This is a genomic window from Nocardiopsis gilva YIM 90087, assembly GCF_002263495.1.
Classification (GTDB): Bacteria; Actinomycetota; Actinomycetes; order Streptosporangiales; family Streptosporangiaceae; genus Nocardiopsis_C; species Nocardiopsis_C gilva.
Genome location: NZ_CP022753.1, coordinates 1,680,088 through 1,692,432, shown reverse-complemented (window position 1 = coordinate 1,692,432; position 12,345 = coordinate 1,680,088). Strand labels below are relative to the sequence as shown.

Sequence of the window (12,345 nt, the reverse complement as noted above, 5' to 3'; positions counted from 1 at the left end):
ACCGAGCGGGCCCTCCTCCGTCGCGAAAACCGTGATCGATCCCACATCGATTCCCCGACGAGGATGCCACGTCACCCGCGGAGCGTGTGGCGGTTCCGCTACTCCTCTTCCAGGATGTCGTCCTCTTCGTCCTCGACCTCGCCGCTGCCTCCGGCGTCGAGGCGCGGGGCGGCGCTGACACCCTCCAGGTAGCCGCGCGCACGTTCGGCCTTGGGATAGCGACGGACCAGATCCCAGAATTCCGGACCGTGGTTCGGGATGATCAGGTGCACGAGTTCGTGCATGAGGACGTAGTCGACGACCCACGACGGCATGCCGGAGAGCCGCCGCGAGAGGCGGATGGACCCCGAGTCGGGGGTGCAGGAGCCCCAGCGGGTGCGCTGGTTGTCGACCCACCGCACGCTGACGGGCTGGGCTAGCCCTTCGAGGTAGCGTTCAGCCAGTTCGAACGCTCTGGCCTGCAGGGCTTCATCGTCGGGGCGGCGGCGCTCCTCCCGCGCCTCCAGTCGCTCCAGCATGCGATCGACCCAGCGCTGCTCCTCAGCGCTGGAGAACGATGCGGGAACGAGGACGATCGTCTTGTCCCCATCGCGGTAGGCGGACACGGTCCGCTGACGGCGAGGACTTCGACGTACCTCGATCTTCGTGTTCGAAGGCACAAAATCACGTTAGCTCAGAGTTGACGAACACCACAGACCGATGTTGCGGCTTTTTTGCGGTTCACCTCGGCCACCCCGCGCAACACCGGGCGCGGATCCCCTCCGCGATCACCGGCATCCTTCCCGCCCGCGGCGGCGTTCGACACGCTCCGCGCCGTGGCCACATCCGGCCATCTTGGCGGCCATGTGCCACAACCGCGACGTGGCGTGGTAGCGCGTCGGTCAGCCACCGCAACGGAACGGGGCCGATGACCCAGCGGGTCATCGGCCCCTCGCCGGCACGCGCTACCGCGTGCCATAAGTGCCGTGCTCAGCGCCCCGTTCAGCGGACCTGTGCCGTCAACACAGGCGCGACCACCGTATTTCTATGAGCGCTCGTTCCGCACGCGCACGCTCCCGCAGCTGGGCCCGGAGTTGGCGTGCCTGGAGGCGGTTGCGCTGGCGGTCGTGCGTCCTCTCATCGACCGTCTTCTGCAATTGGACGAGTTCGTACAGCATGCTGGGTTTCCTGTTCTGGTGTGGTGCGGTTTTCGCACCGCGAAGTAGTGATGCGGACCGTGGACCCGGCCGGGCGCGACCGGTAGGCCGAGGGGTGCGGGCGCGGATCAGGCCGCGACCGGCTGGGGGTTCTTCCGGGGACGGCCGCGCGGACGCTTGCGCGCGACGGTCTTGCCGGCGACGAAGAGCTCGCCACCCCACACACCCCACGGCTCCCGCCGCTCCAGGGCGTCGGCCAGGCACTGCTCCCGAACGGGGCAGGACTGGCAGACCGCCTTGGCGGCTTCCACATCCGCCGGGGCCTCGGCGAAGAAAAGGTCAGGCTCCCAACGACACGGAACCTCGGCCTCGCCGAGCCACGGAGTCTCCAGGACCGACGCGAGCATCGGTGTCCTCCCTGATTTCGTGTTGAACGCGGTTGGCGACATCTGCGTCCGGAATTTCTTCCGGAGGGCGGGGCCAAGACTGCGTGCAACGCCGCGAGACGGTTCTCTCCTGGCGGGGAGACCGTCGATGCGGTGAAGCGAAACGGCCGCGGCCCCTTATGTGGGGTCCGCGGCCACGGGAGGAATCACCCGGCCTGGTGTGTTAGACCGGTGTTCTCCGTGGACACTCCCCCACAGCGCCCTTGGGGCGCGGGGTGGTTTCTGCTGCGGAAGCGAGTTCGACGTGGCGGCGATCCTTGCCGTTGACCGAGAGGGCATAGCTCTCCCCCGGACCCGGCTGGAACACTCGTTGCGTCTGAGGCATCAGGACCGTGGCGGTCCGGCCTTCGATCGAACGGAGTTCCTGGAATGCGACATCGCCGTGCATGGCGGTGCCCCCGACAGCACTGATCGGGCCGAAGCTCACGCTCAGGCCGAACTGCAGACTCTGCATGTTCATTAGATGGGACACCTCCTTCACGGTCGGGCCGACGGGATCTCTCCCGGGCCATTGCCTTCGTCGATGGATTAAACCTTAGGGGTTGGCGATCAGAACCGGCAACCTATTTTTGACCTGCGATGTTGGCCGAACCTGGCCGGAACTTATCGGGAATTTTCCGGGGGTTCTCGGGGTTTGCCGCCCTATTTCGGCGACACGAACGTGCGCGACGCCACGCCCTCGGTTCCGCCCCATCCGCGACCTAACGAGACGCGGTCGGCTCGGGCTCCGGTTCGGGAACGCGGACCAGCCCCTCTTGGACGACGCTGCACACCAGCTCGCCCTCCCGCGTGAAGACCAGTCCCCGGGCCAGACCACGGGCGCCGACGGCGGTCGGGGTCTCCTGGGCGTAGAGCAGCCACTCGTCGGCGCGGAACGGACGGTGGAACCACATGGCGTGGTCCAGGCTGGCCATGAAGACGCCGCGGTCGGACCGGCCGTGCCGGAGCAGGACGGTGTCGAGCAGCGTGGTGTCGGACGCGTAGGTCATCAGGCAGACGTGCAGGAGCGGGTCGTCGGGCAGCTTGCCCTCGACGCGCAGCCACACGGGGTTATCGAGGGTCCGCAGCGACGGGTCGCGCTCGACCTCCCAGGACAGCGGCCCGACCGGCCGCAGCTCGATGGGGTGCCACCCGGCGAACCGGGGCACCTTGCCGAAGGCCGTGCGCAGCCGCTCGCGCATGGTGGGCAGAGCGTCGGGGCCGGGGACGGCGGGCATCTCGGCCTGGTGTTCCAGTCCCGGCTCGACCAGGTGGAACGAGGCCGACAGGGTGAAGATCGGCTTGCCGTGCTGGATCGCGACGACCCGGCGGGTGGTGAAGGAACGGCCGTCGCGCACCCGGTCGACCTCGTAGACGATCGGCACCGCGGGATCGCCAGGGCGGATGAAGTAGGCGTGCAGGGAGTGCACGTGCCGGTCGGCCTGGACCGTACGCCCGGCCGCGACCAGGGCCTGCCCCGCGACCTGTCCGCCGAAGACACGCTGCGGCCCTTCGTCGGGGCTGTTCCCGCGGAAGATGTTCTCCTCGATGCGCTCCAGGTCGAGGATGTTCAGCAGGGCGTCGAGCGTCTGGCCGCCCCGCTCGTCGTCCGGCGTGGCCGTGGCGTGCCGTTCCTCACCCATCCGACTACTCCCCCTCGTCCTCCCCATCCGTCTGGCCCGCCGCCGATACGGCCGCGGTGGGCTCCTCGCCCGCGCAGAGCGCCAGTACCGCCGAACCGTACCGTTCGAGCTTCACGGCCCCGACACCGGATATGCGCGACAGCTGGGAGACGCCGCTCGGTACCTGTTCGGCCACCGCCTGCAGCGTGGCGTCGGTGAAGATGACGTAGGGCGGGACCTTCTGCTCCTGGGCGGTCTCGCGGCGCCACGCCTTGAGCCGCTCCAGCAGCTCCTCGTCGTAGTCGGCCGGGCAGTCCAGGCAGCGGGAGAGTTTGCGCTCGGCTGCCTCGATGAGGGTGTTCCCGCAGATGCGGCACTGCACGACCTTGGGCTGCTTGCGGCGCTCGGCCCGGCTGCTGGCGAGGCTGGGCGAGGCCGGGCGCAGGCCGTCGAGGAACCGCGAGGGCTTGCGGCTCTTGCGCCCGCCGGGCGAGCGCGCCAGCGCCCACGACAGCGCGAGGTACTCGCGGGCCCGGGTGACGCCGACGTAGAAGAGTCGCCGCTCCTCCTCGACCTGCTCGGAGGACTCGGCGTAGACGATGGGGAGCATGCCCTCGGTCAGCCCGACGAGGAAGACGGCGTCCCACTCCAGGCCCTTGGCCGAGTGCAGCGAGGCCAGGGTGACGCCCTCGAACTCCGGGGCGTGCTCGGTGGCCACACGGGCGTCGAGCTCGGCGACGAACTCCGCCATCCCGACCCTCTGCTTGCCTGCGCGCTCCGGCTCCTCACTCGCTCCACCGCCGACGCGAGTCGGCCTCCGGCCATCGGCATCGACGCCTCCGCTCGCTCGATCGCCGTCGCGTCGCGGCTTTTCCGCCGCCACATCCTCGGCGAGTTGCGCCAGCGCCGCCAGCGACTCCCAGCGTTCGCGGGCCTGGCGGCCCTCGGGCGCGGTGTCGGTGAGCCCGAGCGGGGTGAGGATATGCCGGACCGTGCTGATCAGCGGCTCGTCGTCGGCACCCTGGCGGGCGCCGCGCAGCGTGTGCACGGCCTGCTTGATCACCGGCTGCTCGAAGAAGCGGGTGCCGCCGCGCACGGTGAACGGAACCCCGGCGTCGGCGAGCGCCTGCTCGTAGGCGGCCGACTGGGAGTTGGTGCGGAACAGCACCGCGATCTCGCGGGCCGGCGTTCCGGACTCGATCAGCACCGCGATCTTGCGCGCCACCGAGGTGGCCTCGGCCGGCTCGTCGTCGTACTCGGTGTAGGTGGGGTCCGGGCCGTCGGGGCGCTGCGCGACCAGCTCCAGCTTGTGCTCGGCCGCCGCACCGCGCGCGTGCTTCAGGGCACCGTTGGCCACCCGGACCACCTGCGGGCTGGACCGGTAGTCGCGGACCAGCCGCACCACCGTGGCGTGCGGGTAGGCGGCGGAGAAGCGGGTGAGGTAGTTGGGCGTGGCCCCGGCGAAGGAGTAGATGGTCTGGTTGGGGTCTCCGACGACGCACAGGTCGTCGCGTTCGCCCAGCCAGGCGTCCAGCAGCAGCTTCTGCAGCGGGTTGACGTCCTGGAACTCGTCGACCACGAAGTAGCGGTACTGGTCGCGGACGCGCGCGCCGATCTTCGGGTACTCGGTGAGCATCGCCGCGGTGAGCTCCAGCATCGACTCGAAGTCGAGCAGGTTGCGGTCGCGGCGCAGCTCCTCGTACTCCTCGTAGGCGCGGGAGACGTCGTGGGCCGCCATGGGGGCGGTGCGCCCGGCCTTGACGACGGCCTTCTCGTAGTCGGTGGGGCGGACCTGGGTGACCTTGGCCCATTCGATCTCGCTGGCGAGGTCGCGCATGCCCGTGCCGTCGAGCTGCAGGCCACAGGAGCGGGCGGCGTGCGCGACCACCTGGATCTTGCTGTTGATCAGCGTGGGTTTCGGTCCGCCGATGGCATCGGGCCAGAAAAAGGAGAGCTGGCGCAGCGCGGCGGCGTGGAACGTGCGGGCCTGCACCCGTGGTGCGCCCAGGGCGCGCAGCCGTCCGCGCATCTCACCGGCGGCGCGGGTGGTGAAGGTCACCGCGAGGATCTGCTGCTCGGTGGCCACGCCGCTGGCGACCGCGTGGGCGATGCGGTGCGTGATCGCGCGGGTCTTCCCCGTACCGGCGCCCGCCAGGATGCACACCGGGCCGCGCAGGGCGCGCGCGGCCTCCAGCTGTTCGGGGTCGAGCCCTTCCAGCATGCGATCAGGATTCATGCATCCGCTCCCGGGACATCCCCGCGGCGGGCGGGGAGTAGGCGAACCTCTCGTCGACTCCGGCCACACGGCACACCGCACGACCCTGCGGCACGTCGCGATCTCATCGGCCACGCTCGTCCGTGCCGGCCTCATCCACGCGGGCCAGTCTCTCAGGTCTCGGGCAGCGACGCGCCTATCACAGTATGGGGGAGTGCCGGGGGCCGTCCCACCACGTACCGCTGGGCTGTGGGTGACGGATCACGTCTCAGCGGACGCGGTTGTGGACGAGTTGTCACCTGAACCTGGCACACTCCATTAGTCCCAGCGGGTGGAACACTTTCCGGGAACCTCCGCCTCCCGGGAAGCGTCCCACCAGCTGACATCCGAATACCGGGGGAAGCTCAACGGGGTGTCCGGTGTTGGTAGTAGGCGGTGTTCCCATTCACTTGGAAAAAGGAGACCTCCCTATGACCAGCTCGACCACCGCTCAGATCACGATGTACAGCACCCCCTGGTGTGGATTCTGCAAGCGGTTGAAGAGCCAGCTCGGGCGTGAGGGGATCGCGCTCGACGAGGTGAACATCGAGCAGGACCCGGCCGCGGCCGAGTATGTGATGAAGGTGAACGGCGGCAACCAGACGGTGCCGACGCTCCTGTTCGCCGACGGGACCGCCCTGACGAATCCGTCGCTCGCGCAGGTGAAGGAAAAGCTGGCGGCGCGGTCGTAGGTGTCCGACCGTCGTCCGGCACGACCGGGGGACGGCCCGACACCCCGGGCCAGGAGAGAGAACTGGGGGAATGTACGTGAAGCCTCACAGCACAGTCCAGAGTGGGGAGTCCGCCGCACTGATCCAGCGGACCCCGACGGGATGGCGGGTTCACGATGGCGAGGAACTTCCCGACCTGCTCAACGCGATGGTCCTCGCCGATCTCCTGGTGGCCGAAGCGGGCGGGGCGGTGTCCGCGGGCACCGCTCCCCCGCGGGCCGTCGAGAACGGCTCGGAGGTCGAGCGGCTGCGCCTGACGGTGGCGCAGCTCCAGCACGCGCTGCACACGCGGGTGGTCGTCGAGCAGGCGATCGGGGTGCTGTCGGAACGCCACCAGGTGGCGCCGCGCCAGGCCTTCGAGCGGCTGCGCTCCGCCGCCCGGTCGCGCGGCCGCAAGGTCGCCGACCTCGCCCGCGAGGTGGTGCAGAGCAGCACCAACCCGCTCATCCCCCTGCCCGCCGAGCTCGCGGCGAAGGGGGCCGCCGACAGCGAGTCCGCCTAGCCACGGGGGCGGCGGGGGCCGCGCGGAGAGATGGCGGCGGGCCGGTCGGGCGCCGGTCGCGCCGGGTCCCCTCACATCCCTCTAGCCCGGCAGTGCGCCGCCGTACCACTCCTCGATCAGGACACGCGCGATCGACACCGCGCCGGGCAGGATCACGTCGCCGCTCTCCGCTGCCGCACCCAGCTCCTCCCGGCTGAACCAGCGCAGGTCGGAGAGTTCGTCGAAGTCGGTGCGCTCCGCATCGCCGACGGCCGTCGCGAAGAACCCCAGCATCAGGCTGCGCGGGAAGGGCCACGGCTGCGACGCCATGTAGCGGGGCTCCGTCACGGCCACGCCCGCTTCCTCCGCGACCTCGCGGACGACGGCCTGCTCCAGCGACTCCCCCGGTTCCACGAACCCGGCCAGCGTGGAGTACCACTTGTCCGGCGCCTTCGGCGTGTGCCCGAGCAGGCACTGCTCGACGCCGTCGACCTCCCGGTGGACCAGCATGATCACGGCCGGGTCCATACGCGGGAACTGCTCGGTGCCGTCCTCCTGGCAGATCCGCACGTGCCCGGACGACGCCGATCGCGTCGCGGCGCCGCAGACGGGGCAGAAGCGGTGCGTGCCGTTCCAGTTCACCAGGGCGATGGCGTGGGTGAGGAGTCCGGCGTCGCGGTCGTCGAGCAGCGCCCCGACCTCGCGCAGGGAGGCCCGCCACGCCCCCTCGACCTCCGGCAGGGCGTTCTCGGCGCGGGCGCTCAACGCGAAGTAGGCGCGGCCGTCACTGTCGACGCCCAGCAGGTAGTGGTCGCCCTCAGGGGCGTCGGCCGGGGAGACGAAGACCAGGCGCGGCTGGTCGTCGACGGTCTCGACCAGCAGCCGGGACTGGCGCCCCGAGAGCGCCCGCCACCCGTAGGAACCCGGCTCCCCCGCCTCCAGGACCAGGACCCGCGTGGCCGGGTCGGCCCAGGCCTTGTCCAGCCAGGCGTCATCGTTCCGCCGGTGCGCCGCCATATCGACGGTGCCCCGGGAGAGCGCGGGTGTCTTCGATGATCCGTGCATGGGAGACCTTTCACAGGGGCCGAGCGGGAGAAACGGGGGCAGCGGCCGATCAGGGCGGGCGGCGACCGGGCCGCCGCCCTGCCGGCGGTGCGCGAACTATGTGGTCGTGCTTCTTCCCAGTTCATCCCACAGGTAGGCGACGCTCTCGGCGCCCTTGAGGAGGAGCGGGACCTCGACCTTCTCGTTGGGCGCGTGGATCCGGTCGTCGTCCAGCCCGACCGCCACGAAGACCAGCGGGGCGTCGAGGATGTCGGCGATGTCGGCCTCGGGCCCGCTGCCGCCCTCGCGGGTGAACAGCACCTCGGTGCCGAAGGCCGTGCTCATCGCGTTGCGGGCGGCGCGCACCGCGGTCGAGTGGATGTCGGACGCGCAGGCGCGGACGCCGGGACCGGCGAACCGGACTTCAGCGCTCAGGCCGGGCGGGGTGTGCGCTTCGACGTACGCGTGGACGTCCTCCTGGACGCGGAGCGGTTCCTGGCCCGGGACGAGCCGGAAACTCACCTTGGCGTGCGCCGAGCGCGGCACGATGGTCTTGGATCCGGCGCCGGTGTGGCCGCCCCACATGCCGTTGATCTCGGCTGTCGGCCGCACCCAGATACGCTCCAGCGTGCTGTATCCGGCTTCCCCGGCCGTGGCGGTACTGCTCGCGGTGCGCAGCCACTCGGCCTCGTCGAACGGCAGCCGGGCGATGAGCTCGCGCTCCTCCGCGCTGATCTCCACGACGTCGTCGTAGAAGCCGGGGACGGTGATGCGGCCGTCGGCGTCATGCAGGCCGGAGAGCAGGTCGGCCATCGCCTGCAGCGGGTTGGGGACGGCACCGCCGAACGACCCGCTGTGCAGGTCGACCTCGGGGCCGTGCAGGCTGATCTCGCAGTCGGTCATGCCGCGCATGCCGACGCACATCGAGGGGGTGTCGGCCGCCCACATCGTGGTGTCGGAGATGACGACGATGTCGCAGGCGAGCCGGTCCCGGTGCTTTCTGAGCAGCTCGGCGAAGTGCGGGGAGCCGCTCTCCTCCTCGCCCTCGACGAGCAGCTTGACGGTGACGGGCGGGGCGGTCGCGCCGGAGGCGGCCATCCCGGCACGCAGGCCCAGGGTGTGGAAGAGCACCTGGCCCTTGTCGTCGGACGCACCGCGCCCGATGAGCCGGTCGCCCTCTTCGACCGGCGCGAACGGCTCGGTGCGCCACGCCTCGACCGGGTCGACGGGCTGGACGTCATGGTGGCCGTAGATGACCACGGTCGGTGCCTGCGGGTCGGCGGCGGGCCACTCCGCGAAAACCGCCGGAAGGCCCCCGGTCTCCCAGATCTCCACGGTCGGAAAACCGGTGGCGGTCAGGTGCTCCGTCAGCCACCGGGCGGAGCGGTGGACGTCGGCGTGATGGTCCGGCGCGGCCGATATGGAGGGAATGGCCAGCCATTCCTTGAGCGCGGCGACGAACTCGTCGCGGTTTTCTGCGATGTAGGTGCGCGCATCCATGTGCCGGGCCGCTTTCCTTCCACGAAACCGATGGGGCCCTATCGAGCCTAGACCCGCTCCCGCGCCTCCGCGCACGCCGTGTCCACTCCGCGGTAGCCCGCAGCCGTATCAGCCGACGGCACGGCGTGGTCGAGCAAGCCCCGGCGGATAGCACCGCGCGATGCCCCGCGTCTCGCGTGCCCAGATATTCCGGCGGCGTATCCATGGGAAGAACATCGCGTGGGAGGCGAAGGATCGGTTCCCAATGCTTCAGCGTGAGGCGGCGGCAATGCCAGGAGCCACAAGCGCCCGACGGGAGCACGTGACAACGATCGGAATCACGACTGTGTCCGGCAGCGCGGGCGGGCCCGGATCACACGGCCCCGGATCCGCCCCCTGACGATGGCCCGGGACCACGCGATCGTGATCACGGCGCCGACCGATGACCGCGACGTCGCGGTCCGGGGACACAGCGGCCCGCACTGCCCTGTGCCTGCGCTTCTGGCCTCGGCCGCGTCCGCCCGATGTACCGACGCTCTTGCTCCCCACAGACCGGGGAGGTCGCCGTGAGTCCACCGCAGCGTCCCGGCACCCTGCTCGGGGTGAACCCCGTCACGTCCATTCCTGGAACCAGCGGCCGTGGCGACGGCCGCCACCGTGCCCCTTCCGTCATCACTCCGGATGTGCAAGGCGATCGGTGCGCCTCGCCCGGCCCCCTACCTCGGCGCTACGCGCCCACTGCCCCTGTGGACACACGACCGCCGGGTGCGGCCGCTGCCTATGGTTGACCCGGAGGCGGTGTCGGATCCGGTGGGGGAGGCATGGCGAAGGCGGAACCAGAGTCCGTGCCGGATGGTGTCGCGGCGCCGGACGGTGGGACCGGGGCGAGCGGCAGCGGTGGACCAGGGTCGGCCCTGGCGGTCCTCCTCGCCGACGTCCTGTGGCGGACGCCGGTACACCTGCCGCGCACCCTTCCGGTCCGGTACGCGCCGCCGGAGGCTGAGCCGCCATCGGTCCTGGGCGGGGTGTGCGCGGGTTTCGCCGCGCGCCGGGGCGTGACCGCGAGGCGGGTGCGCTGGACGTTCGTCCTCACGGTGCTGCCGGTCCTGCTCTACCCGCTGTTCTGGCTGGTGCGGCTGGCCGGACGGCCGCAGGCGCGTGGGCGCGACCAGGCGAACGGGCTCGTCTTCCTGGCGGTCATCGCCCTGGTGTCCGCCCTCCTGTCGGCCGCTGGGCTACTGCTCGGCGGCCTGGCCGATGTCGCCACTCTGGCGGTCGGGGCCGCACTGGGCCTGCCCGCGCTCTTCATCGGCCGCTCTCCGCTGCTCGCCTGGCGGGTCCTACTCGCCGCGCTGTGCCTGCCGCCCTTTCTGGTGCTACTGCGACAACCCCGAGCCGACGATGGGATCCCACCCGCGCCCTACCTGCCCACCGCCGCGTTCCTGCTCCTCCTGGTCCTCCTCTTCCTGGTCGCCTCCCAGTACGAGCGCCGGATCGTCTACGGGACGGGCGCGTGCACGGCCGCCGTTCTGATCGGCACCGCCCTGCTCAGCGGCGCCGCGGCGGCCGCCACCTGGCCCGTGCTGTTCTCGGCCGCGGCACTGTTCACCGGGGACAACGTGCGGCTGCGCAGGGAGGACATCGGCCTACCGGTCGGCGGCCGCCCCACCGCTCCCCAGCGCCCGCCCCGGAATCCCATCCCGGTCCTGGACGGCGTGCTCGACGCCGTGTGGCGGTCGCCATCGCACCGTCCCGGCGGGCAGGTGCGGCTGTTCCACGGGCCGCGGCGCCCGGTCGACGACAAGGTCGTCGCGGGGGTGTGCACAGCGCTGTCGCGTGGTTCCCACCAGCTGCGCGTGCTCCTGCGCGCCGGCTTCGTCCTGGCCGTCGCCGTCGGCCCGCTCCTCTACGGTGCCCTGTGGCTGCTCCTCCCCCGCGACGACGAACAGCACTGGACCGACGACGGCGAACCCGCGCCGACCCTTCCCCGCGAACTGGCCGCCTGGTACGCGCTGCTGGCGGTCAGCACCGTCATCGCGCTGGGCAGCGCACTGCAGCTGCGGTACTACCTCCAGGTCCCGGTCCTGCCCGCACTCATCCTGGCCGCGGCCACCGGCCTGCCGCTCGCTCTGCTGCCCCGCGCGCCGCTGCTCGCCTGGCGGATCATGGCGCCGGGCCTGTTCGTCGCGCTGATCGCCGTCGGAATGACCGGCCCGCTCGACCCGGCCCGCGCCCTGTGGCCATGGCCCGCGGGGGCGCTGCTGGCCCTGCCCATCACGCTGTACGCGATCGCGGTCGCCTACCCTCGCCGGACCACGGTCGGCGTGGGCGTCCTCACCATCGTCGCCGACGTCTTCGCCGCGTCGTTCGTCACGGGCACGCCCCTCCAGCAGACGCTGTGGATCGCGGTCGTCGGCGTCGCCGTTCTCCTGTTCGGCTACAACGTGGGCAGCCGCCGCAGTGCCCAGCTCGACCTGCAGCGCGAGAGTGCCCTGCGGCGCCAGGACCGTGCGCGCCAGGCCGTTCTGGAGGAGCGGTCACGGATCGCGCGCGAGCTGCACGACGTCGTCTCCCACCACATGTCGATGATCGCGATCCAGGCCGAGGCGGCGCCCTACAAGCACCCGGCGATCGGCGACGAGGCCACCGCCACCTTCCACACCATCCGCGACGCCGCGCGCGACGCGCTCTCGGAGATGCGCAGGGTCGTCGGCCTGCTGCGGCAGGAGGAGTCCGAGGGGCCGATCCCCGCGCCGCAGCCGAGCCTCGACCGGCTCGCCGAGCTAGTGAGCGGGGCGCGGCAGGCGGGGTTGGACGTCGGGCTGGAGGGCGCACCGGTCGACGGCAACCTGCCCGACGCCGTGGAGCTGTCGACCTACCGCATCGTCCAGGAGTCCCTGAGCAACGCCGGGCGGCACGCGCCCGGCTCCGAGGTGTCCGTCGTGGTGGACCGCGCACCGGGGCGCCTGATCGTACGCGTCGTCAACGGGCCCGCCGACGGTGGGGCGGAGACCCCCGCCCCAGCGGACTTCTCGTCCGGCGGGCACGGCCTGGTGGGGATGCGGGAGCGGGCGGCGATGCTCGGCGGGTGGCTGCGCGCCGGTCCGCTCGCCGACGGTGGTTTCGAGGTCCACGCGGAGCTGCCGGTCTCCCGTGAGCGAGGCTAGTCTGTG

10 protein-coding genes are annotated in these 12,345 nt (G+C 71.2%); 3 read left to right on the top strand and 7 right to left on the bottom strand.

What is annotated here, in order from left to right:
• Positions 1-98 precede the first annotated feature (98 nt).
• The 5 genes from CDO52_RS07925 to CDO52_RS07905 all read right to left on the bottom strand — a co-directional run bounded on the left by CDO52_RS07925 (position 99) and on the right by CDO52_RS07905 (position 5,419).
• Positions 99-659 (bottom strand): M48 metallopeptidase family protein, encoded by a 561-nt coding sequence (locus CDO52_RS07925; protein WP_193373692.1) that lies wholly within the window; start codon positions 657-659, stop codon positions 99-101.
• A gap of 605 nt (positions 660-1,264) precedes the next feature.
• Positions 1,265-1,543: a WhiB family transcriptional regulator gene (locus tag CDO52_RS07920; RefSeq protein WP_017620164.1), complete on the bottom strand. Its 279-nt coding sequence runs from the start codon at positions 1,541-1,543 to the stop codon at positions 1,265-1,267.
• A gap of 202 nt (positions 1,544-1,745) precedes the next feature.
• A complete protein-coding gene (locus CDO52_RS07915) occupies positions 1,746-2,042 on the bottom strand; it encodes a hypothetical protein (RefSeq protein ID WP_017620163.1) in 297 nt (98 codons plus the stop codon).
• Positions 2,043-2,283: 241 nt separating this feature from the next.
• Entirely contained in the window at positions 2,284-3,204 is a 921-nt protein-coding gene (gene tesB, locus CDO52_RS07910; protein WP_017620162.1) for an acyl-CoA thioesterase II, read from the bottom strand.
• A gap of 4 nt (positions 3,205-3,208) precedes the next feature.
• A complete protein-coding gene (locus CDO52_RS07905; RefSeq protein WP_026126076.1) occupies positions 3,209-5,419 on the bottom strand; it encodes an ATP-dependent DNA helicase UvrD2 in 2,211 nt (736 codons plus the stop codon).
• A gap of 449 nt (positions 5,420-5,868) precedes the next feature.
• Here CDO52_RS07905 and CDO52_RS07900 point away from each other — a divergent pair, with 449 nt between their 5' ends.
• Both CDO52_RS07900 and CDO52_RS07895 read left to right on the top strand, forming a co-directional pair.
• Positions 5,869-6,129, top strand: coding sequence for a mycoredoxin (locus CDO52_RS07900; protein ID WP_017620160.1), 261 nt, complete (start codon positions 5,869-5,871; stop codon positions 6,127-6,129).
• A gap of 70 nt (positions 6,130-6,199) precedes the next feature.
• A complete protein-coding gene (locus tag CDO52_RS07895) occupies positions 6,200-6,670 on the top strand; it encodes an ANTAR domain-containing protein (RefSeq protein WP_094932288.1) in 471 nt (156 codons plus the stop codon).
• An 81-nt stretch (positions 6,671-6,751) separates the two neighbouring features.
• On the opposite strand, the gene nudC is transcribed toward CDO52_RS07895, so the two are convergent.
• The gene (gene nudC / locus CDO52_RS07890) at positions 6,752-7,714 is read right to left on the bottom strand and encodes an NAD(+) diphosphatase (RefSeq protein WP_026126075.1); all 963 of its coding nucleotides are present in this window, start codon (positions 7,712-7,714) and stop codon (positions 6,752-6,754) included.
• Positions 7,715-7,810: 96 nt separating this feature from the next.
• Positions 7,811-9,193 carry a dipeptidase gene (locus CDO52_RS07885; RefSeq protein ID WP_017620157.1) on the bottom strand — a complete coding sequence of 461 codons (1,383 nt, stop codon included), beginning with the start codon at positions 9,191-9,193 and terminating at the stop codon, positions 7,811-7,813.
• An 800-nt stretch (positions 9,194-9,993) separates the two neighbouring features.
• Between CDO52_RS07885 and CDO52_RS07880 the strand changes: the two genes are divergently transcribed.
• Positions 9,994-12,339 carry an ATP-binding protein gene (locus tag CDO52_RS07880; RefSeq protein WP_094932287.1) on the top strand — a complete coding sequence of 782 codons (2,346 nt, stop codon included), beginning with the start codon at positions 9,994-9,996 and terminating at the stop codon, positions 12,337-12,339.
• Positions 12,340-12,345: the final 6 nt, after the last annotated feature.